The 21,402-nt window shown below is 68.7% G+C and carries 22 protein-coding genes and 1 pseudogene; 8 read left to right on the plus strand and 15 right to left on the minus strand.

What is annotated here, in order from left to right:
- Positions 1-8: 8 nt before the first annotated feature.
- Together VES41_RS09270 and VES41_RS09275 are read left to right on the plus strand one after the other, a co-directional pair.
- Entirely contained in the window at positions 9-767 is a 759-nt protein-coding gene (locus tag VES41_RS09270) for a 4Fe-4S dicluster domain-containing protein (protein ID WP_324815891.1), read from the plus strand.
- Positions 768-771: 4 nt separating this feature from the next.
- Positions 772-1,707 (plus strand): dimethyl sulfoxide reductase anchor subunit family protein, encoded by a 936-nt coding sequence (locus VES41_RS09275; protein WP_324815895.1) that lies wholly within the window; start codon positions 772-774, stop codon positions 1,705-1,707.
- Positions 1,708-1,740: 33 nt separating this feature from the next.
- Here the strand turns inward: VES41_RS09275 and VES41_RS09280 are convergent, their stop codons facing one another.
- Positions 1,741-2,157, minus strand: a complete 417-nt coding sequence (locus VES41_RS09280) for a PaaI family thioesterase (protein WP_324815898.1) — start codon at positions 2,155-2,157, stop codon at positions 1,741-1,743.
- A 233-nt stretch (positions 2,158-2,390) separates the two neighbouring features.
- Here VES41_RS09280 and VES41_RS09285 point away from each other — a divergent pair, with 233 nt between their 5' ends.
- Positions 2,391-4,061: a peroxidase family protein gene (locus VES41_RS09285; protein WP_324815900.1), complete on the plus strand. Its 1,671-nt coding sequence runs from the start codon at positions 2,391-2,393 to the stop codon at positions 4,059-4,061.
- A gap of 35 nt (positions 4,062-4,096) precedes the next feature.
- Here VES41_RS09285 and VES41_RS09290 read toward each other — a convergent pair whose 3' ends face one another.
- The 5 genes from VES41_RS09290 to VES41_RS09310 all read right to left on the minus strand — a co-directional run bounded on the left by VES41_RS09290 (position 4,097) and on the right by VES41_RS09310 (position 8,009).
- Complete coding sequence (locus tag VES41_RS09290) at positions 4,097-4,375, minus strand: hypothetical protein (protein ID WP_324815903.1); 279 nt, start codon at positions 4,373-4,375, stop codon at positions 4,097-4,099.
- Positions 4,376-4,509: 134 nt separating this feature from the next.
- Positions 4,510-4,917 carry a phage holin family protein gene (locus VES41_RS09295; RefSeq protein WP_324815905.1) on the minus strand — a complete coding sequence of 136 codons (408 nt, stop codon included), beginning with the start codon at positions 4,915-4,917 and terminating at the stop codon, positions 4,510-4,512.
- Between the two features lie 51 nt (positions 4,918-4,968).
- Positions 4,969-5,802: an ABC transporter permease gene (locus VES41_RS09300; protein WP_324815908.1), complete on the minus strand. Its 834-nt coding sequence runs from the start codon at positions 5,800-5,802 to the stop codon at positions 4,969-4,971.
- Position 5,803: 1 nt separating this feature from the next.
- Positions 5,804-6,742 carry an ATP-binding cassette domain-containing protein gene (locus VES41_RS09305; RefSeq protein ID WP_414719079.1) on the minus strand — a complete coding sequence of 313 codons (939 nt, stop codon included), beginning with the start codon at positions 6,740-6,742 and terminating at the stop codon, positions 5,804-5,806.
- An 82-nt stretch (positions 6,743-6,824) separates the two neighbouring features.
- Positions 6,825-8,009 carry a cytochrome P450 gene (locus VES41_RS09310; protein ID WP_324815910.1) on the minus strand — a complete coding sequence of 395 codons (1,185 nt, stop codon included), beginning with the start codon at positions 8,007-8,009 and terminating at the stop codon, positions 6,825-6,827.
- Between the two features lie 114 nt (positions 8,010-8,123).
- On the opposite strand from VES41_RS09310, the gene VES41_RS09315 reads away from it, so the two are divergent.
- Positions 8,124-8,882, plus strand: coding sequence for a helix-turn-helix domain-containing protein (locus VES41_RS09315; protein WP_324815914.1), 759 nt, complete (start codon positions 8,124-8,126; stop codon positions 8,880-8,882).
- 10 nt (positions 8,883-8,892) lie between these two features.
- On the plus strand, positions 8,893-9,216 hold the full coding sequence (locus tag VES41_RS09320) for a hypothetical protein (protein ID WP_324815917.1): 324 nt from the start codon (positions 8,893-8,895) through the stop codon (positions 9,214-9,216).
- 19 nt (positions 9,217-9,235) lie between these two features.
- Here VES41_RS09320 and VES41_RS09325 read toward each other — a convergent pair whose 3' ends face one another.
- Positions 9,236-10,753, minus strand: a complete 1,518-nt coding sequence (locus tag VES41_RS09325) for an AMP nucleosidase (RefSeq protein WP_324815920.1) — start codon at positions 10,751-10,753, stop codon at positions 9,236-9,238.
- Positions 10,754-10,793: 40 nt separating this feature from the next.
- Positions 10,794-12,005 (minus strand): MFS transporter, encoded by a 1,212-nt coding sequence (locus VES41_RS09330; protein WP_324815923.1) that lies wholly within the window; start codon positions 12,003-12,005, stop codon positions 10,794-10,796.
- An 86-nt stretch (positions 12,006-12,091) separates the two neighbouring features.
- On the opposite strand from VES41_RS09330, the gene VES41_RS09335 reads away from it, so the two are divergent.
- Positions 12,092-12,721, plus strand: a complete 630-nt coding sequence (locus VES41_RS09335) for a TetR/AcrR family transcriptional regulator (RefSeq protein ID WP_324815926.1) — start codon at positions 12,092-12,094, stop codon at positions 12,719-12,721.
- 7 nt (positions 12,722-12,728) lie between these two features.
- Here the strand turns inward: VES41_RS09335 and gorA are convergent, their stop codons facing one another.
- The 4 genes from gorA to VES41_RS09355 form a co-directional block, all read right to left on the minus strand.
- On the minus strand, positions 12,729-14,126 hold the full coding sequence (gorA, locus tag VES41_RS09340) for a glutathione-disulfide reductase (RefSeq protein WP_324815929.1): 1,398 nt from the start codon (positions 14,124-14,126) through the stop codon (positions 12,729-12,731).
- Between the two features lie 73 nt (positions 14,127-14,199).
- Positions 14,200-16,218, minus strand: a complete 2,019-nt coding sequence (locus VES41_RS09345; RefSeq protein WP_324815931.1) for a TRAP transporter large permease — start codon at positions 16,216-16,218, stop codon at positions 14,200-14,202.
- The gene (locus VES41_RS09350; RefSeq protein WP_324815933.1) at positions 16,215-16,835 is read right to left on the minus strand and encodes a TRAP transporter small permease subunit; all 621 of its coding nucleotides are present in this window, start codon (positions 16,833-16,835) and stop codon (positions 16,215-16,217) included. The genes VES41_RS09345 and VES41_RS09350 overlap by 4 nt, the downstream gene beginning before the upstream one ends.
- 113 nt (positions 16,836-16,948) lie before the next feature.
- Positions 16,949-18,055 carry a TRAP transporter substrate-binding protein gene (locus tag VES41_RS09355; RefSeq protein ID WP_324815935.1) on the minus strand — a complete coding sequence of 369 codons (1,107 nt, stop codon included), beginning with the start codon at positions 18,053-18,055 and terminating at the stop codon, positions 16,949-16,951.
- A gap of 184 nt (positions 18,056-18,239) precedes the next feature.
- On the opposite strand from VES41_RS09355, the gene VES41_RS09360 reads away from it, so the two are divergent.
- On the plus strand, positions 18,240-18,677 hold the full coding sequence (locus VES41_RS09360; protein ID WP_324815937.1) for a rhodanese-like domain-containing protein: 438 nt from the start codon (positions 18,240-18,242) through the stop codon (positions 18,675-18,677).
- Between the two features lie 56 nt (positions 18,678-18,733).
- Here the strand turns inward: VES41_RS09360 and lysM are convergent, their stop codons facing one another.
- On the minus strand, positions 18,734-19,213 hold the full coding sequence (lysM, locus tag VES41_RS09365) for a peptidoglycan-binding protein LysM (RefSeq protein WP_324815940.1): 480 nt from the start codon (positions 19,211-19,213) through the stop codon (positions 18,734-18,736).
- 144 nt (positions 19,214-19,357) lie between these two features.
- On the opposite strand from lysM, the gene VES41_RS09370 reads away from it, so the two are divergent.
- Positions 19,358-20,131: a type III pantothenate kinase gene (locus VES41_RS09370; protein ID WP_324815943.1), complete on the plus strand. Its 774-nt coding sequence runs from the start codon at positions 19,358-19,360 to the stop codon at positions 20,129-20,131.
- 45 nt (positions 20,132-20,176) lie between these two features.
- Here VES41_RS09370 and VES41_RS09375 read toward each other — a convergent pair whose 3' ends face one another.
- On the minus strand, positions 20,177-21,271 hold the full coding sequence (locus tag VES41_RS09375) for a M14 family metallopeptidase (RefSeq protein ID WP_324815944.1): 1,095 nt from the start codon (positions 21,269-21,271) through the stop codon (positions 20,177-20,179).
- A pseudogene (locus VES41_RS09380) lies at positions 21,268-21,402 on the minus strand (amidohydrolase); the annotation flags it as partial. The pseudogene VES41_RS09380 and the gene VES41_RS09375, both read right to left, overlap by 4 nt.

Here is a 21,402-nt window from a genome sequence, read left to right on the forward strand (position 1 = left end):
CCCCGACGATGACTACCGCGGAACCGGACAAGACCCTGGCCAAGCAGCTGGCCCTGGTGATCGACCTCAACGTATGCGTGGGCTGCCACGCCTGCGTCACCTCGTGCAAGGAATGGAACACGCAGGGTGCGGCCGGGCCGATGACCGACATCAACCCCTACGGCGCCGAACCGAGCGGCACCTTCTTCAACCGCGTCCAGACCTACGAGGCCGGCGCGTTTCCCGCCACCGAAACCATTCACTTCCCCAAGAGCTGCCTGCACTGCGAAGAGCCGCCGTGCGTGCCGGTGTGCCCGACCGGCGCAAGCTACAAGCGCGCCGAGGACGGCATCGTGCTGGTCGACTACGACAAGTGCATCGGCTGCAAGTACTGCAGCTGGGCCTGTCCGTACGGTGCGCGCGAGTTCGACGAGGACCGCAAGGTCATGACCAAGTGCACCTTGTGCGTGGACAGGGTCTACGACGACCTGCTGCCGCCGCAGGACCGCAAGCCCGCCTGCGTCAAGGCCTGCCCCACCGGCGCGCGCCTGTTCGGGGACATCAAGGACCCGCAGTCGGAGGTGTCGCGGCGCATCCGCGACCATGGCGGCTACCAGCTCATGCCCGAGTGGGACACGCAGCCGGCCAACCACTACCTCCCACGCCGCAAGACCGAGGTGGCCGCCGGCCCGGCGCAGGGCCCCGGTTCGCAGGATCGGCCGCAGAACGTGGACGAACTCAAGCCGCGCCTGGCCGAGGTGATGGCTGCCCAGACGCTGGAGGGCTGAACCGATGCATCCCGCCTGGTCCATCCTGCTTTTCACCACCATTGCCGGCGCCGCCCAGGGGCTGGTGGTCGCGCTCGCCGTGGCCTGCCTCGCCGGGCTGGCGCTGGACGGCACTTTCCTGGCCGGCAGCCTCGCGGTGTCCGCGGTTCTGCTGGCGGCGGCATTGCTCGCCTCCTTCTTCCACCTGGGCCACAAGTTGCGCGCGTGGCGCGCGGCGCTGATGTGGCGCACGTCCTGGATGTCGCGCGAAGTCATCGCGCTGCCGGTCTTCATCACGCTGGTCGTGGGCTGGGCGCTGGCGGTGGCCGGCGGCGCCGGCGCACTCTGGACGCACGGCGTGCTGCCCGTGCTGGCGATCGTGATGGCGCTGGTGCTCTGGTATTGCACGGCCATGATCTATGCGTGCCTGCGCTTCATCCAGGAATGGGCGCATCCGCTGACGGTCATCAACTACACGCTGATCGGCCTGTCGTCCGGCCTGGTGCTGGCCGGTGCGCTGGGCGTGCTGGCGGGGCAGGGTGCCTTTGCGGGCGCCGTCACTCCGTGGGCGCTGGCGCTGACGCTGGCGGCCTGGGGCACGCGCACGTTGGCGCTGCGCCGCAACGCCGGCCTCAAGCCGAAATCGACGCTGCAAAGCGCCACCGGCATTCGCGATCCGCGCATCACCCAGCGGTCGATGGGCCTGACCGGCGGCTCGTTCAACACGCGCGAGTTCTTTCACCACGCGTCGCTGGCGGTGCTGCGCCGCACGCGGCTGGTGTTCCAGGTGCTCGGCTTCGCGGTGCCGGCGGCGCTGGTGGCGCTGGCGCTGTTTGGCGGCTCGGGCGCCGCGCTGTTGCTGGCCGTGCCGGTGCAGTTTGCCGGCCTGCTGGCCGAGCGCTGGTTCTTCTTCGCGCAGGCGCGGCACCCGCAGAACCTGTACTACCAGTTCGTCAGCTGAAGCAGGCCGGCCCGACGGGGCGAGGCCGAACCCCTAGATGGCGGTCAGCATGCCGGTCGACGAGGCCTCGGCCGCCAGCTTGCCCTCGGGGTTGTAGAGCGACGCCTCGAGAAATGCGACCCGCCTGCCGCGCCGGATGACGCGTGCCTCGACCCGGCCTTCGCCGGGTCCGACCTTCTCGTAGAAGCTGACCTTGATCTCCAGGCTGAACACGGACTGCGCATGCGCGGTGTCGTGAATCACCGCATGGGCCATCGCCGCATCCAGCCAGGCGGTGATGAAACCGCCCTGCGCGATCGTGCCGTTGGTGTGGCAATACTCGCGCCGCACTGTGAACGCGGCCTTGAGTGTCTTGCCGGCGGGGTCCCAGCCGGTCACATGGAAGTTGCCCATCGATTCGCTCAGTGCCTTGCCGGAGCGGATGCGTGCGTCGAGGTCGTCGTCGGTCATCGTTCGTTCGTTCGATTGGAGTGTTCCGATTGTCCGTGACCTATGCCATTCGGCGTGACGCGCCAAGCGTACGCAAGCTTGGCGATGCGCCTGCACGGCCCTCGCGCCTAAAGTGAGTCCCCACGAACCCCAGTGGTGCGTCCACGGGCGCAACGCATCACCGGACTTCGGGCGCGGCTCGCTGGCGGCGCGCCCTGCTTCTGCGCCTTACTCGTCACAGTCAAGGAGCAACCATGCGTAGCAGCTTTCATGGACAAGTCCGCACCGTCGGGCCGGATGTCGCGTCAACGGTGATCCAGGGCGGAAAGATCAAGTACTCGAAGATCCTGAGCAAGAAGGAAGCAAAAGCCAAGAAGGGCCAGGCCAAGCCGAACGTGTTTCCCTTCGGCTACATGTTCGACGAGTTGAAAGCGGCCGACGGATCCATCCGGCCGGAGCATCGGTTGCCCGACGGCGGCAGCACGCCGGCGCAACTCGTTGCCTTGTCCGCGACGATGAGCGAGGACAACCCCAGGCTCGACCGGAAGACGAACATCGGTGCCGCCTATACCTACCTTGGCCAATTCATCGATCACGACATCACCAAGACCGAAACGCTGGATCCGGCCGTCAGCTCGGCGATGGAAGCCGCATTCCAGGCGGCGAGGGCCGGCGCCTCCTTCTCTCCGCTCGACCAGGACCGGCTCGCCAGCCTGGTCAACAAGCGAATGCCGGCACTGAACCTGGACAGCGTATTGTCGAATGCCGCGCCGCGCGACGAGCAAGGAGCGATGCGCGTTGGCAGCGTGACGACGAACGGTGTCCCGGCGCGGCCGCAACTGCCGTTCACCGAGCCGGCGGAACTGTTCAACCTGCACGACCTGCCCAGACTGCCGCCCACGTCCACCAACGAAGAACTGGACCGGCGGGCGCAGATCGGCGATCCGCGCAATGACGAGAACCTGGTGGTTGCGCAGTTGCACGTGGCCTTCCTGCGCGCGCACCGGCGCCTGGTGCACGACAAGGGCATGAGCGCCGCCCAGGCCGATACCGCGTTGCAGCAGTTCTACCAGGCCGTGGTGATACAGGACTTCCTGCCCGTGGTTTGCGATCCCGCCGTGGTCGCGGCCGTGCTGGCGGCCCCCGGGGCGTTCTATCGCCCGACGCCGGACTGTCCGTTCATGCCGATGGAATTCTCCGTGGCCGCCTATCGCTTCGGCCATTCCATGGTGCGAGAGCGCTACAACTACAACTCAGAGTTTTCGGGCCAGGGCGGCAAGCCGTTGGCAACGTTGGCGGACCTGTTCACGTTCACGGCCTTCAGCGGGCAGAATTTCGACCTGCCGACCGTTCCGCACAACTGGATCATCGACTGGACGCGCTGGCTCAAGCGCGCCGACGACACGCTAGACAACGACGCACGTCCCATCGATACCCTGCTCGCTCCAGGCCTGATGAACCTGCCGCAGCACCAGGGCGTGATCGCCGGAACCGACGTCAACATCCTGGCGTTGAGGAACCTGGTGCGCGGCTATCTGCTCAGCGTTCCGACCGGACAGGCGGTGGCACAGGCCGTTCGCAACCGGCTCCCGCAGATCGAACCGCTCACCGCGGCGCAATTGCGCGCGGTCGCGAAGGACGCAAGCGACGCACAGTTCGACGCACTGGTGGCCGGCGGCTTCGATGTGCGCACCCCCCTGTGGTACTACATGCTGGCCGAGGCCGCGCATGTTCGTGCAACCAGCGGCAAGGCTCATCTCGGGCCGATTGCCAGCGTGATCATCACGGAGGTGCTGGCTCAGCTGGTCAGGCTCGCCGACGACAACTTCATGTCCGTTCCCGGGTGGAGCTCCGCGATTCCGCTCGAACGCGCGGATCGAGCCCAACTGGTTGACCTGTTCCGCTTCGCCCAGCTGTTTCCCTGAGCGTGAGACTTGCGTGTGGGGCCGGCGGGCGCACGTCAGTGCCGCTGGCCTGCTTCCCTGCCGAAGACGAACTGGCAATCGGCCGGCAGCGGCCAGACCCGCACCATCTCGCAGCGCACGTGCTCGGCGCCGCTCCAGCCGAGCGGGCCGTCCGCGACCGGCTGCCGGCCCGATGCCATGAACAACGTGGACTGTGCCTCGGCCGTGTCCACCCAGAACAGCACCGCCACCACGCCGCTGACGGCCAGGACGACCAGGAACAGACCCATCCAGCGGATGGGGCGCTTGCTCTGTGCGATGGCGCGGTCGGGCATGTTGCGGCTCCTCGTTCGGAGCCGCCAAGTTAGCGCCGCGGCGAACATGGCCACGGAGGAAAAAGGCGCTGCCCTCTGTCAGACGCGGCCGCAGTGACTACCGGCCGCTCTGTGCGCTCTGGTCGCCGGCCAGGTCAGAGCCAGGTGCCGTTGCTGCTGGGCATCTGGATGCGCATTTCCGGCGAGCCGCCGAAGACGAAGCCGCCGATGACGATGCTGACGATGGAGATGAAAAGGCTGGCGAACACCGCCATCCAGAAGCCGGACACCCGGAATCCCTTGACCAGTGCGGCCACCAGCAGCAGTACCAGGGCATTGACCACCAGCAGGAACAGGCCGAAGGTCAGCACGGTCAGCGGCAGGGTCAGCACGATCAGCAGCGGCTTGACCAGCGCATTGGCCAGGCCGAGCAGCAGGGCCGAGCCGACGAGCGCCCCGGTGCTGTCGAAGCGGATGCTCTTGCTGAACACCAAGCTGGCGATCCACAGCGAGACGCCGGTTACGGCCCACTGGGCAAGAAAGGAGGTGAGATTCTCAAACATGTGCGTTGCTTTGGTTCGGGTTCTGCCGCACATGTTAATTGTGCCGCCCCGCTACTTGGCGAAGCGCCTGCGTGTCAGCGCCAGCGCGAACCAGAACGCAGCCACCGTGTAGGCCACCAGCACGGCCAGATGCACCGCCCAGTCGGCCGGCCACTGGTCCATGAACAGCGGCCGCACCAGCGCCACCGCATTGGCCAGCGGCAGCCAGCGCGCCACCGCCTGCACCGCCGCCGGCAGTTGCTCGAGCGGGAAGAACACGCCGGACAGGAACATCATCGGCGTCATGAACAGGGTGAAGTAGTAAGTGAAGAAATCGTAGCCCTTGGCCAGCGCGTTGAAGATCAGCGCGATGCAGGAGAACGTGACTCCCACGCCCACCAGGACCACCCAGGCGACGGCGAGCTTGGGGCTGTGGCTGATGCCCAGCGCCAGCATCACGAACAGGATCGCGGTGGTGGTGAAGATGGCCTTGAAGCCCGCCCAGAGCATCTCGGCCAGCACGATGTCGTCCAGGCCCACCGGCGCGTTCATGATGCCGTCCCAGGTCTTTTGAACGTGCATGCGGGAGAAGGCCGAGTACAGCGCCTCGAACGACGCGGCGTTCATCGCGCTCATGCAGATGGAGCCTGAGGCCAGGAACAGGATGTACGGAACGCGCTGTCCGCCCACGTCCACCTGCCCGACCAGGGCGCCCATGCCGTAGCCGAAGGCCACCAGCCAGATCAGCGGCTCGGCGATGTTGCCGATCAGGCTGGGGATGGCGAGCTTCTTCCACACCAGCAGGTTGCGCAGGAACACCGGCCACCAGCGGCGCGTGAGTTGCGGCGCGCGCCATGGCGACGGCACGGATGCGGCGGCGGGCAGGGCCTGGCTGGTCGTGCTCATGTCAACCGTCCTCTCTGATCTGGCGGCCCGTCAGCTTGAGGAACAGGTCTTCCAGGTTGGCCGGCCGGTGGAAGGTGCGCAGGCCGTCGTGGGCGGCCAGGGCGTCGAGCAGCCGACGCGCGTCCTGCGTGTAGAAGAACACCGTCTCGCCGCTGACCTCGACGCGCGCGGCCAGTGCCTTGAGCGGCGACTGCGCCAGTTGCAGCGCGCCGTTGCCGTAGACCTCGACCACGTCGGGCTCGAGGTGCTGCGCGATCAGGTCGCGCGGCCGGCCCTCGGCGATCTTGCGGCCGTGGTCGAGCACCAGCAGGCGCGAGCACAGGCGCTCGGCCTCGTCCATGAAGTGGGTGGTCAGCAGGATCGACTTGCCTTCGGCCAGCAGCAGCTGCAGGCGCTCCCACATGAGGTGCCGTGCCTGCGGGTCCAGGCCGGTGGTGGGCTCGTCCAGCATCAGCAGCCGCGGATCGTTGACGAGGGCACGGGCCAGCGAGAGGCGCCGGCGCATGCCGCCGGACAACTCGCCCGGCCGGGCATTGGCCTTGTGCGACAGCGCCGCGAACTCCAGCAGCCTGGGCGTGCGCGTCTTCATCACGCTGCGCCCGATGCCGAAGTAGCGGGCATAGACCATGAGGTTCTCGGCGCAGCTGAAGTCCGGGTCGAGCGAGTCGAACTGCGTCACCACGCCCAACTGCGCCTTGATGGCGCGCGCGTCCTGCGGCATGCCCAGGCCCATGGCCTGGATCTGGCCGGCATCGGGCGTGGTCAGGCCCAGGCACATGCGGATGGTGGTGGTCTTGCCGGCACCGTTCGGGCCGATCACGCCCAGGCATTCGCCGGGCGCGATGTGGAACGACAGGTCGTTCACCACGACCTGGTCGCCATAGTGCTTGCGCAGGCCGGTGGCGGCAAAGAGGGGGGCGGCGTCGGTGTCGATGGGCACGCGCCCATTGTGGCGCAGGCATCGGCGCCGATTGTTCCCGCCAGGGAAACTCAGCGGGTGCCGGATGCGTGCCGCCGCGCCCTCATCCGGCATCGTGGAACACCGGCAGCCGCAGGTTGAGCGACGGACGGTAGTGCGCCAGGACGGGAGGCGAGCCGGGTGGCGGGTGATGCCTGCCGTCCCGCCACAGCGCCAGAGCGGCCCCGGCGATCCATAGCGCCAGCTTCTGTCCCGGGCAGGCGTGCTGGCCATGGCCGAAGCCCGGCAACGCACGCGCCGGCCGGTCGACGACGAAGCGGTCCGGCTCTGGCCAGAGGACCGGGTCGCGGCTCGCCGCGGCCAGCACGAGCAGGACGGTGTCGCCGGCACGCAGCGCGGTACCGGCCAGCTCGACCCGGTCGTCACCGGACGTGACGAAGCGCCGCGTGTTCTGCGTCGATGGATCGTGCCGTGCCACCTCGGCCATGATCGCGTCGGCGCCGATGCGGCCTGTCGTGAATCCGCGATACAGGCCCGGCTCGCGCGACAGCGCCACGAAGCCATTGCCCAGCAGGCCGGCGGTGGCTTCGCAGGTCTGCGACAGCAGGCCCGCCAGGTTGGCCAGCAGCGCCTGTCGCGCCTCGCCTGGGGCGATGCGTGCCTGTTCCAGCAGATGGGCCAGCGGGCTCGCCGGGCATCCTGCGCCGTCGCGTGCGCCGGCGTCGAAGCAACCCAGCAGCCGCGTCGCCGATTCGCTCGCGGCCTGCAATTGCGCGGCAGTCGACAAGGGCGACAGCGCAGCGACGAAGCCGCGCGTGGCGCGCCACAGCGCCGGCCACTGATGCGGCGCGAACCCGAGCAGACTGGCGACCGCGCATACGGGCAGCGCCACGCACCAGTCGTTCAGGCCCAGCGCCTCGGCCTGCAGCGCCGCTGCAGCCTCGGCCGCGGCTTGTCGCGCCGCGTCCTCGTCCACGCCCGCCAGCGCGTCGCGCAGCAGCGGCTTGAGCGCATCGTGCGCCGGGCCATCGTTCATCCGCACGAGCCGGCCGAACAGCGCGCCGGCGGGCTGGCCCGCGATGGCGGGCGGCACGGGCTGTGTCTCCGGGCGCACGCGCAGCGCCGCGTGCATCAGCGCCGCATGCACCACGTCGGCCCGGCTGGCGATCCATAGCCGAAGCCGCGGCTCGTACACCAGTGGTGGGCCGGCGCGCAGCCGGGAATAGAAGGGATAGGGGTCGGGATGGGTGACGGCGGCCAGCACGTCTGAGGGGTCGGCGAGTGACATGGGCGCAGTGTCCGGTCGGGCCGTGGTTCATGCTTCGTTCCACGACGAAGCGTCAAATCGGCCCGCGCCTATCATTTGCACAACTGCGCCGGCGCGCTCCGGCTGCATCGCACCATGAACGCATTCACCGCAAGCACTGCCCCAACGAGAGGAAAGCGCGGCGACAACGCCGCCGCCGCCGACCCCGATGCCCGCCTGGCGCGGCTGGCCGCCGCCATCGCCGAACCGGCACGGGCGCGCATGCTTTGCTGCCTGCTCGACGGCCATGCACGTACCGCCACCGAGTTGGCCACTGTCGCCGAGGTGGCCCCCTCCACCGCCAGCGTGCACCTGGCGAGATTGGACGGCGAAGGCCTGGTTACGTCGCTGGCCCAGGGCCGGCACCGCTACTTCCGGCTCGCCGGCCGCGAGGTCGCTTCGGCGCTGGAGTCCCTGATGGCGCTGGCCGGCGGCGCGCATGCGCCGTTCGTGCCGAACACGCCGTCGCGCCTGCGTGCGGCGCGCACCTGCTATGACCACCTGGCCGGTACCGCCGGCGTGGCACTGCACGACCACCTGCATGCGCAAGGCTGGCTGCAAGCCGAGCCGAATGCCGATGCCGATGGTGGCAGCTACCTGCTGACGCCCGCGGGCGAGGCCGGGATGCGGTCGCTGGGGGTGGACGTAGCGGGCGCGCGCGCTCGCCGCCGCCGGTTTGCCTGCGCCTGCCTGGACTGGAGCGAACGCCGACCGCACCTGGGTGGCGCCCTCGGCGCCGCCTGGCTCGCGCTGGCGCTGGATCGGGCATGGCTGACGCGCGACCTGGACAGCCGCGCCGTGCGCATCACGCCCAAGGCCCGGCGCGAGGCGCCGCAACTGTTCGGGCTGATGTGAAGGTCAAGCGATGAGTGTCCTGCAGTGGCTGGATTTCGAGTACAGCGATGGCGACGACGGCATCGGCGTGTTCGATGCCCTGGCCTCGGTGTTCCCGCAGCATGCGCCGAGCGTGCAGCAGGAGATCGACCTGGTGCTCGCCTGGGCCAGGGCCGAGGCCGGCCCGCCGGCGCCGATGGAGGCCGGCGGCGAATGGGATGTCGAACTGCAGGTGCATGAAGAGCCCGCCGCCGTGCCGCAGCAGCCTGCACGCCGCAGCTTCGGGCTGACGATCAGCGGCACGCCGGCCTTCTGCCAGGCGTTCGGCGCGCGCTTCCTGGACGAGCGAGGCTGAGCGCCGGCTTTGGGCGCCCTTACTGGAACGCCACTTCGGCGAAGCTGCGCAGCTTGCGGCTGTGCAGGCGGCTCGAGCCTTCGCGCCGCAGGATGTCGATGGCGGCCATGCCGATGCGCAGGTGCTGCTCGACGCGCTGGCGGTAGAAGTGGTCGGCCATGCCGGGCAGCTTGATCTCGCCATGCAGCGGCTTGTCGCTCACGCACAGCAAGGTGCCGTAGGGCACGCGGAATCGGAAGCCGTTGGCCGCGATGGTGGCGCTTTCCATGTCCAGCGCGATGGCGCGGCTCTGGCTGAAGCGCCGCTGCGGCTGGTTGCCGGGCAACAGCTCCCAGTTGCGGTTGTCGGTGCTCGCGACCGTGCCTGTGCGCATCACGCGTTTGAGGTCCGGCCCGCTGACCTGGGTGATCTGGGCCACCGCCTGCTCCAGCGCCAGCTGGATCTCGGCCAGCGCCGGGATCGGCACCCACAGCGGCAGTTCTTCGTCCAGCACGTGATCCTCGCGCACGTAGGCGTGCGCCAGCACGTAGTCGCCCAGCAGCTGGCCCTGTCGCAGGCCGGCGCAGTGCCCCAGCATCAGCCAGGCATGGGGGCGCAGGACGGCGATGTGGTCGGTGATGGTCTTGGCGTTGGCCGGGCCCACCCCGATGTTGACCATCGTGATACCGGTGTGGTCGCCGCGCACCAGGTGGTAGGCCGGCATCTGGGGCAGGCGTGGCGGCGGCGTGCCCTGGCTGCCGTCGAGCAGCGAGCCCATCGCGCCTCCGGCGCCGGGCGCCAGTCCGCGCCGCCGCGTGACCACGTTGCCCGGTTCGATGAAAGCCAGGTAGTCGCCGTTCTCGTCGGTCATCGCCTCGCGCCCCAGGCGCACGAACTCGTCGATGTAGAACTGGTAGTTGGTGAACAGGACGAAGTTCTGGAACCAGTCGGGCGCGGTGCCGGTGTAGTGGCGCAGGCGGTGCAGCGAATAGTCCACCCGCGCCGCGGTGAACAGCGACAGCGGCTGGGCCTCGCCGGGCCTGGCCTCGTGCGTGCCGTTGGCGATGCCGTCGTCCATGGCGCCGAGGTCGGGCAGGTCGAAGACGTCGCGCATCAGGGCGCGCCGCTCCGGGCTCAGGTTGCCTTCGATGTGCTCGTTCTCTGCGAACGAGAAATGCACCGGGATCGGCTGCGTGCTGGTGCCGACCTCCAGTTCGACGCCGTGGTTCTCCAGCAGAAGCCGGAACTGGTCGCCGTAGTACCGGCTGAACAGGTCGGGGCGGGTGAGGGTGGTCTCGTAGCGGCCGGGGCCGGCCACGAATCCGTAGCTCAGGCCGGCGTTGAGCGGCGGCGTCAGGCGCGAAGTCGTGTGCGTGTGCACCCGCACGAAGGGATAGCAGGCGCGCACCCGGCCCGGCATGGCCTCACCTGCGACGAAGCGGGCCATGGCGTCGCGCAAGTGAGCGAGACCGGCGCGGTAGATGCGATCGACTTGGGCGAGTGCGGCCGGGGCATCATTGAAACGGGCCGGCGCGATGAATTCGGGCATGTGCGACATGGCGCATTGTGCAATGGCGCGGGCGTCGACGCCGCGCGCCTCAGCGCCCGCGCGTTGTCGCCAGCCACGCGCCCATGAGCCCCATGAGCAGGATCAGGGCCCACAGGGGCAGGGTCGGGTCGATCTCGTAGAGCATCGTGCTGCCGACCGGCGCGACGATGAAGGCGATTCCCTGTGTGGCGGCGGACAGGCCGGCCACCGCGCCCTGGTGCTGCGGCGGCACCGATAGCGAGGCTCCGGCCATGGCACCCGGCATGACCCAGCCGGCGCCGATGCCCAGCAAGCCGTAGGCCAGCAGGTAGGCGCCGAGCGACGCGGTCGCGAGCAGCAGGCCCAGGCCGGCGAGCCAGAACAGCAGGCCGGCGATCACCATCCGCTGCGCCGGCCAGCGCAGCCAGCGCAACTGAACCACCTGCGTGACGAGCAGCGTCACGCCGACCACGGTCAGCGCCAGCGCCAGCAATGGCGCCGCCTGCGCGGCGCCCAGGCCAAGCCGGTCCTGAAAGTAGAAGCTGGTGCTGACCTGCGATGTGACGATGGCGCACCAGTTGAGCACGGCCACTGCCAGCCATCCGCGCAGGCCCGGCGCGAACGGATTCACCGATGCCGCACGTACGCGCGGCCGCGCGGGCTCGCGGGGCACGAAGGCCGGCACCGCCAAGCAGGCCAGAGCGCACAGCACCGTGGCGAGCGTGAGCGGCCACAGCAGGCCCTGCAACGCGAGCAGGCCGCCCAGGGCCGGACCGAGCACCAGGCCGACGCCGCTGGCCGCCCCGATCAGCGCCATCGCCGCACTGCGCTCGGCCTGGCTCGTGTGATCGGCAATGAGCGCCTGCGCCGCGGTCGGCACCGCCGGCAGGAACCCGCCCAGCAGTGCCCGCGCCGCCGTCAGCGCGCCAAACAGGAATGCGCCCGTCCATGCGCCCTGCATCCCCTGCCAAGCCACCGAGGTGAACACGACGTAGGCCGCGAACAGCCCGGCGAAGCCGACGACCATCACCGGCCTTCGGCCCAGGCGGTCGCAGGCGGAGCCCCATGCCGCTGCGGTGGCAGTCATCACCAGCGAGCCGATGGATAGCATCCAGCCGGCCTGGCCGACGGACAGGTGCAGGGCGCGCATCAGCGGCGCGATGATCGGCAGGATGCAGGCGGACGCCAGGCCGGACAGGGCGACGCAGACGAACACGACGAGACGCATGTGCTTCATGCCGTGCTGCGATGGCGCGTAAAGGTGGGTGTCGATGTTGTGCATGGACCGTGACATGTGATTGGGTGGACCAATCCAGTATGCGACGATATATTCACATTTTCCATTCGCATTCCGCGACCTTTGCCGCCATGAACGCCCGCCGTATCGATGCCACAGTGAGAAAGCTGCCGCGCCAGGCCCGATCCATCGCCACCGTGGATGCCATCGTCGGCGCCGCGGCTCAGGTTCTGGTGACGCAAGGCTATGAAGGCACGACCACCGCGCGGGTGGCCGAGCGCGCCGGCGTCAGCGTCGGCTCGCTCTACCAGTACTTTCCCAACAAGGAGTCGCTGGTGGCCGAACTGATCGACCGGCATGCCGACGATGTGGTCGGCACCATCACACGCGTGCTCGACGACACGACGCATGCGTCGCTGCGGGACGGCATCTCGGCGGCCATCGATGCCGTCATCGGGGCGCACCGGATCGATCCCCGGCTGCACAAGATCCTGAACCAGGAGGTGCCGCGCATCGGCCGGCTTGGCAAGTCGATGAATGCCGAGCGCGAGATCGCCCGCGCCTTCGAGCGGCTACTGTGCCGCCATGCCGACGAATTGCCGGCTGGCTGCGACCCGGCGCTCGCCGGCCTCGTGGTGGCGACCGTGATCGAGGCGATCGGCCACAAGGCCGTGCTGGAGCCGCGCTGCGGCCTGGCCGGTGGCGCTGCAGCGCGCGAGGCGCTGCAGGTCGTGACGCGCTATCTCATGCTTGACCGCTAGCCGGAATTCAACCGACGTTGGGCACGCGCATCGTCACGAATTCCTCGGCCGCCGTCGGGTGGATGCCGATGGTGCGGTCGAAATGAGCCTTGGTCGCGCCGGCCTGCATCGCGACCGCGAAGCCCTGCACGATCTCGCCCGCGTCGGCCCCGACCATGTGCAGACCCACCACGCGGTCGCTGTCCTTGGCGACGAGCAGCTTCATGAACGTACGTTCGCTGCGTCCCGACAGCGTGTGGCGCAGCGGCTTGAATTCGGTGCAGTACACGCTCACGTTGTCGTTGCCCAGTTGCGCCCGCGCCTGCGCCTCGGTGTAGCCGCAGGTGCCGATGTTGGGATGGGTGAACACCGCGGTGGGCACGAAGTCGTAGTCCGGCGCCTGGCGCGGCGAGCGGCCTGCCTCGGGGAACAGCATGTCGACCACCACCATGGCCTCGGCCAGCGCCACCGGCGTGAGGTGCAGGCGGCTGGAAGCGTCGCCGACGGCGAAGATGTGCGGCACCGAACTGCGGAACTGCGCGTCGACCACGACGGCGCCGCGGTCGCTCAGCTTCACGCCGGCGGCCTCCAGGCCGAGGTCGTCGGTGTTGGCGACGCGTCCCGTGGCCATCAGCACGGCATCTGCCTGAAGGTCCTGTCCGCGGTCGAGCATGAGGTTCAGGCCGCCGTTGCCGCGCCGCATCGACGTGATCTGGGTGCTCAGGCGGATGTCCACGCCTGTCTTGCCCATCTCGGCGGCGACGAAGCTGCGCACGTCCTCGTCGAACGCGCCGAGCATGTGCGCTCCGCGCTGCAGCAGCGTCACCTGCGCGCCCAGTCCGTTGAAGATGGACGCCATCTCGCAGGCGATGTAGCCGGCGCCGACGACCACCAGCCGCTTCGGGAAGGGGTCCAGGTCGAACATGTCGTCCGACACCAGCGCCAGTTCGTGGCCCGGCACCGGCGGCTTGAACGGACGACCGCCGGTGGCGATCAGCACGTGCTTCGCGCGCCAGTGCCGGCCGCCGGCGGCGACGGTGTGGGCGTCGACCATCGTGGCGCGATCGCGGATGATCTCGACGCCCGGGCCTTCCAGCAGGCTCTGGTAGATGCCGTTGAGGCGGTGGATCTCCTGCGCCCGCGCGGCCTTCAGGCGGCCCCAGTCCAGGCGCGGCGCCTGCCCCAGGTCCCAGCCGTAGCCGGCGGCCTCCTCGAATGCCTCGGCATAGCCGGCGGCGTAGCTGTAGAGCTTCTTGGGTATGCAGCCGACGTTGACGCAGGTGCCGCCGAGTTCGCCCATTTCGGCCAGTGCGACGCGGGCGCCGCGTCCCGCGGCCATGCGCGCGGCGCGCACGCCGCCGCTGCCACCGCCGATGACGAAAAGATCCAGTTCCTCGGGTTGCTGCTTCGTTGCCTTCTTGTCCATGCGGGACCTCCTTGATCCCGCACTTTATCGAAGGAGCGAGGTCGACCCGCCAAGCAGGGTTGCCCCGGGGTGGTCAGCGGTACAGCATCTGCGGCAGCCACAGGCCGATCTCAGGCCACATGTAGAGCAGCACGATGGCCAGCACCTGGATGCCCATGAACGGCAGCATGCCCAGGAAGATCTGATTGAGCGTGACATGCGGCGGGCTCACGCCCTTGAGGTAGAACGCAGCCATGGCCACCGGCGGCGACAGGAAGGCCGTCTGCAGGTTCAGCGCCACCAGCAGCCCAAAGAACAGCGGGTCCACGCCGAAGTTGTCCAGCAGCGGAATGAAGATGGGCATGAAGATCACGATGATCTCGGTCCACTCGAGCGGCCAGCCGAGGATGAAGATGATCACCTGGCTGAGCACGAGGAACTGGATCTTCGTCAGGTTCATGCCCAGCACCCACTGCTCGACCAGCGCCTGGCCGCCCAGCAGGGCGAAGGCGGCCGAGAAGATGGCCGAGCCGACGAACAGCCAGCACACCATGGCCGACGTCTTGGCGGTGAGGAACACCGACTCCTTGAGCACCGAGAGGGTCAGGCGCCGATAGGCCGCCGCCAGCAGAAAGCCGCCCAGCGCACCCATCGCGGCCGCCTCGGTGGGCGTGGCAAGTCCCATGACGATGGAGCCGAGCACCGCGGTGATGAGCAGCATCAGCGGGAAGAACGACGCCAGCAGCATCTTGAAGATTTCGAGCCGCTTGAAGCTCAGGAACAGGTAGAACAGCGCCACGAGCGCGCCCAGGGCCGAGAACGTCACCTTCCACCAGGTGGGCGCCGGGCGTGCTTCGGCTGCCCCGGTGGCCGCAGTGCTGCCCGATGCCGTGGCGCCAGGAGGTTCGGCGACGCCGCCGCCGGCCGGCTCGGCCACGCCGCCGCTGCCCGGCGGTTGCGCAAGGCCGCTGGCGCCGGGCGGTTCGGACAGTCCACCGCCGACCGGCGGTTCGGACAGCCCGCCGCTGACCGGCGGTTCGGCCAGGCCACCGGCAGAAGGCGGCTCGGCCAGGCCGCCCGTGGACGGCGGCTCCTGGAGGCCGCCAGCCGAAGGCGCGGAGCCGCGCGCGGCGGCGCCGATCTCCTGGATCTCGTAGCGCTCGACCACCACCGGCGCGGTGACTGCCTCCCAGCTGAAGAAGGCCAGCAGCGCGAACAGCACTGCGGGGGTGAGCACGATTGCCAGTTGTCCGAGCAGGTAGCCGGTGGGCACCTCGGCATTGCGGCGGCCCTTGAGCGCGGCAAGAATGCGCCCGAGCGCGTGGCCACCGCCTTGGTGGCTGATGGCCGCCAGCGGCGGCGGCAACGCCACATGGCGTTCGGCGGCCGACAAAGGCGGCGCCAGGGCCGGCTTGAACCTGGCGAGGATCACCACGTACACCACATAGAGCGACGCCAGCATCAGTCCCGGGAAGAAGGCGCCTGCGTACAGTTGCACCACCGACACGCCGGCGGTGGCGCCATAGACGATCAGCAGCACCGAGGGCGGGATCAGGATGCCCAGGCAGCCGCCGGCGGTGATTGCCCCGGCGGCGACCGGCACGCTGTAGCCGGCGCGCAGCATCGCCGGCAGGGCCAGCAGCCCCATCAGCGTGACCACTGCGCCGACGATGCCGGTGGCCGTGGCGAACACCGCGCAGGTCACCAGCGTGGCCACGGCCAGCGCCCCGGGCAGGCGGGCCAGCGCCAGGTGCAGGCTCTTGAAAAGCGTCTCGATCAGGTTGGCGCGCTCGACCAGATAGCCCATGAAGACGAACAGCGGCACCGCGATCAGCACGTCGTTGGCCATGGTCTTGTAGGCCGACTGCACCATCAGGTTGAGCGTGTGGTCGATGTCCCGGTCGTAGGCGAACCAGGTGAAGATCATCCCCATGCCCATCAGCGTGAACGCGGTGGGAAAGCCCAGCATGATCGCCACCACCACCAGCGACAGCATCAGCAGGCCGAGGTGCCCGTTCGTGATGGTTTCCGCGCTGAGCATGAGGTAGGTGGCTGCGCACACGAGCGCGGCCATGAAGCTCAGGCCGAACCAGAGTTCTTTTCGGATCTTCACTTGGCCGCCTCCTTGGCCACGACCACCTTGTCGAGCGCGGCGATGTCCTCGTCGCGGACGTTGACCATTTCCTTGAGCTTGTCGACGTCGACTTCCTCGACGTCCTGCTCGCGCGACGGCCAGGCGCCGTCGCGCAGGCAGATGACGCAGCGCACGATTTCCACCATCCCCTGCAGCAGCAGCGCCAGGCCGGCGAACGGGATGACGAACTTGAACGGGTACAGCGGCAGCGGCTCGGCCGAGAAGGTCTGCTCGCGGATCGCCAGCGACTCGTTGGCGTATACCCAGCCGGCCCACGTCATGGCCACCACGCCGGGCAGGAAGAACACGAGGTACAGCAGCAGGTCGATCGCGGCCTGCGTGCGCGGCCGGAAGAAGCCGTACAGCACATCGCCGCGCACGTGCCCGTTGCGTGCCAGCGTGTAGGCGCCGGCGGTCATGAACATCGTGCCGTACAGCATGATCTGCGCGTCCAGCACCCAGGCGTGCGGCCGGTTGAGCGCATAGCGCGAGAACACTTCCCAGCTGATCAGCAAGGTGAGCAGGACCGCGCACCAGGCGAAGGTCTTGCCGATCCAGGTCGAGAGGCTGTCGATGCGCAACAGGAAAGACTGCATTTGCGGAATCCCTTCGGGCCGCGCCGCGGCCGATGCAACAAGGGCACCGCGAAGGTGCCCTGCGAGGGTCGGCCGCGGCGCGGCCCGGCGGACGCGGCGGCCTGCGCGCCGCTTCAGGTCTTGCGGGTGAAGTAGTGGTTGTAGGCCATCTTGAAATCGACCGTGTAGTCGTTGTGCCAGGCCACCGCGCGCTCGGCGAAGGCGCGCTGGGACTCCAGCACCTTCTTGAACATCGCGTTCTCCTCGGACTTCTTGGCGATCGTCTTGTCCCACGACGCCAGTTGCGCGCGCAGCACCGCGTCGGGCGTCTTGTAGAACTTGATGCCGGCCTTCTTCAACTCCTGGTAGTCGGCCGAGTTGCGCTGGATCGCCTTCCAGCTCATGTCGGCGCTGGCGGCCTGCATGGCGTACTCGATGATCGACTTGAGCTCCGTCGGCAGTGCGTCGAGCTTGCCCTTGTTGAACAGGATCTCGAACTGTTCGCCCGACTGGTGGAAGCTCTGCAGCATGCAGTTCTTGGCCACGTCCGGGAAGCCCAGCACCCGGTCGCTCGAAGCATTGTTGAACTCGGCCGCGTCGATCAGGCCGCGGTCGAGCGCGGGCACGATCTCGCCGCCGGGCAGCGGATTGACGGCGGCGCCCATGTCGGTGAACACGTCCACCGCCAGGCCGACCGTCCGGAACTTCAGGCCCTTGATCTCCTCGGCGCGGGCCACCGGCTTCTTGAACCAGCCCAGCGGCTGCGTGGGCATCGGGCCGTACAGGTACGACACCACGTCCAGGTTCAGGCTCTTGTAGATCTCGTCGAGCAGCGCCTTGCCGCCGCCGTAGTAGTGCCAGGCCAGCACGGTGTTGGCGTCCATGCCGTAGCCCGGACCCGAGCCCCAAAGCGCCAGCGCCGAGTTCTTGCCGTACCAGTAGGCCACCACGCCGTGGCCGCCGTCGAGGTTGCCCTTGGCCACCGCGTCCAGCAGCTGGAACGCCGGCACCACCGAGCCGGCCGGCAAGACCTCGATCTTGAGGCGGCTGCCCGCCATGTCATTTACCTTCTTGGCGTAGTCCTGCGCAAACTCGTGGAAGATGTCCTTGGCCGGCCAGGTGCTCTGGAAGCGCAAGGTGGTGGTCTGCGCCATGCTCACCATGGGGGCGGACATGGCCCCGGCCGCTACGGCGGCGCCCTTGAGCAGATTGCGGCGGCGAGTCGACTTGGTCACTGTCATGGCATGTCTCCGACGTTGGAAGCCAATTGAAAGGAAGTCCTGCGCCCGCCATCTTTGGCAGGCGCTCGCCGATGACAAGCGGGGTTTACGCGAAGTAACGAAAATTGACAGGGAAATCCCCGAGGTTCCACGCGAGAGGGCGGGCGTTGACGGTTATTAACCTGATTGAGAAGGATGAATTGATATGGACAAGCCCACTGTGAATGCCGGGCGGATGGGCGTGCGGCCGGCCGAGGGCTACGCCGGCGACGTCACGCCGGAGCAGGCAGAGGCCTGGATGAGGGCCGGAGAGGCCGTGCTGGTGGACGTGCGCTCCGATGCCGAGCGCGAGTGGGTGGGCTACGTGCCCGGCGCCGTGCCGCTGGCCTGGAAGCAATGGCCCGGCATGGCGATGAATGGTGGATTCGACGAAGGCCTGAAGGCTGTCGTGCCCGCGGGCGGCAAGGCAGTCCTGCTGTGCCGCAGCGGCGTGCGATCGGTGGCGGCTGCCCGGCGCGCCACCGAATTGGGCATCACGGCCTACAACATCCTCGAGGGATTCGAAGGGGACGCCGACGAGCACGGCCAGCGCGGGCGCAAGGGCGGCTGGCGCCTGCGCGGCCTGCCCTGGCGGCAGAACTGACGCTGCCGCCCGGGCCGCCGGTGCGCGATGGCGCAGCCGGCGTGGGGAAGGTCAGGTCAGAGCTTGGGGATGCGCAGCTTCTGGCCGGGGTAGATCTTGTCGGGGTGGGTCAGCATGGGCTTGTTGGCCTCGAAGATCGCGTTGTACTTGTTGGCGTCGCCGTAGTACTTCTTCGAGATGGCCGACAGCGTGTCGCCGCGCACCACGTCGTGGTACTGGGCCTCGTCGGCCGGGGCGGACGATTTGAGCTGGTTGTCCACCGACACCACGCTGCTCACGTTGCCGGCCGCGAGCGATGCCTTCTCGACCGCTTCCTGGCTCGGCGCGTCGCCCTGCAGCGTGACCTTGCCCGAAGCGCCGTCGTACGCAACGGCGAGGTTGGACAGCCCCAGGTTCTGCTTCTCGATGTAGGCCTTGATGGCGTCGGCGGCCGCGGTGTTGGCCGCGGCAGGATCGGCGGCCGGGGTGGCCGCATGCGCGGACGATCCGCCAAAGAGTTTTTCGCCGGCTTCCTTGATGAAACTGAGCAGACCCATGGTTTTCTCCTTGTCGACAGCGTTGAGGATCGTCCACTTTAGCGGCGAACCGTGGCGCAACGCGCAATGGCCCCGCCTGATCGGAAAGAAATTGCAAGCGCCGCGCCGCCATCGCGCCGCGGGCCTTCACCCATAATGCCGCGCATGGCTTTCCTCGCAATCGACATCGGCAATACGAGACTGAAGTGGGCGATGTACGAGGTGCCGCGTCCGGGGGCGCGGCTGCTGGCGCATGGCGCGGAGTTCCTCGATCACATCGAGCGCCTGGCCGAAGGGCCGTGGGCCGACCTGCCCGAAGCCACCGCCATGCTCGGCTGCGTGGTGGCGGGCGACGCCATGCGCCGCCGCGCCGAGGAGCAACTGCACGAGCGATTCGACTGCGCGCCGCGCTGGGTCGTTCCCTCGACCGGCGAGGCCGGCATCATCAACGGCTACGACCATCCCACCCGGCTCGGGGCCGACCGCTTCGTCGCCATGGTCGGGGCACGCCACCGCATGCTGGCTGCCGGCACGGCGCGGCCGATGGTGGTGGTGCTGGTCGGCACGGCGGTGACGGTGGAGGCCGTGGACCAGCACGGCAGGTTCCTCGGCGGCCTGATCCTCCCCGGGCACGGCATCATGCTTCGCGCACTCGAGTCGGGCACGGCGGGGCTGCACGTGCCCACCGGCGAGGTGGTCGAGTTCCCCACCAACACGAGCGACGCGCTCACCAGCGGCGGCACGTACGCCATCGCCGGCGCGATCGAGCGCATGGTCGCGCACCTGCGCCAGCATTGCGGCATGGAGCCGGTGCGCTACATGACCGGCGGCGCGGGCTGGAAGATGGCGCCGGCCATGGCCAGCGAATTCGAACTGGTCGAGGGCCTGATCATGGACGGCCTGCTCGTCATTGCCGAGGAACGCGCACGGCAGGCGTGAGGCGCCCGGTGGCCGCCGCGCTTGCGCACGCGCGCCTTCCGGCCATCATCCCTTGAGCCCGTCCACCGCCTGGAACAGGGCCTGCCTCGCCTGGCTGATGACCTGGCCCTTCCAGGCGTCGGTGTCGCAATAGAAGGCTTCGAGCATTCCCTGGCGGATGGACGCCCACAGCGCTGCCGAAGCGTGCTGCCCATTCTTGTGCAGCCAGTGGTCGGCGCGCAGTGCGCCGGTCACCTCCAGCATCGGCACCGTGCCGTATTCGAGCGCGATGCCGGTGTATTCGGCCTGCGGGCATTCCTCATAGACGCTGTTGCACATCAGGCCGTTGAGCAGGGATGACGTGGAACTGCCGTCGTACACCGAGGTGACGGCATGCTCGCCGCCCCACCAGGCGTTCGCGCGCGCATACGCGGCCTTGTCGTCGCGGCAGGCGAAGATGCGTTCGCCATGCCCGTTCGGCCCGAGGCCGGTGTGCAGGTCGATCCAGGCGATGCGCCGTGCGGCCCGCCCATGGCTGCGCAGCACTTCGCGCAAGGTGCGGTTGCTCCACGTCGGCGCCTGCCCGCCGAAGAACATGCCGTCGGCGAACTGGTACTGGCCGGCGGTCACGGCCGCCTGGTAGGCCTTGATACCGTGCGTGGCCATCCAGGCGTCGATCTCGGCCTGGTTCTGCGCGGTGGGAGGCCACTGCGCAGGCAGCAGCAAGGCGTGCAGCTGCGCATAGTCCGCATTGACCGGAAGCGGCGCGTCGAAGTCGACGAAGTTGCGGTTGATGTCGACGTTCTCGTGCGTCACCCGCCGTCCGTGCGAGAAGCCGTGCGGATTGAGCGCATGCACGTAGAGCACCGACACACCGGCGGCGCGCGCCTTGTCGCGCCATTCGGCGTCATGCAGGGCGAACACCTGCACGCCGCTGCCGCAGTGGCCCTCCACGCCATGGCAGGCGCTGGTGACCACCAGCAGACGTTCGGCATCGGCCGGCCCGTCGAGGGCAACATCCATGGCCAGGTCTTCGCCCGCGCGGCCCTTCAGGGGATGCGGATGCGAGCGCACGGCCAGGCCGGCGGCGGCGCAGCCCGCCAGGAACTTCTCGCGCGCCTGAGCGTAGCTGTCGCAGAAGGCCTCGACGACGCCGATCATGCGGCCACCTTCGGCGGTGCGGCGAGGAACTGCTCGGCCAGCTCGACCCACATCGTCGCGCCCAGCGGAATGAGCTCGTCGTTGAAGTCGTAGCTGGCGTTGTGCAGCGTGCATGGGCCGGCGCCATGATG

It is taken from the genome of Variovorax sp., from assembly GCF_035634955.1.
Classification (GTDB): Bacteria; Pseudomonadota; Gammaproteobacteria; order Burkholderiales; family Burkholderiaceae_C; genus Variovorax.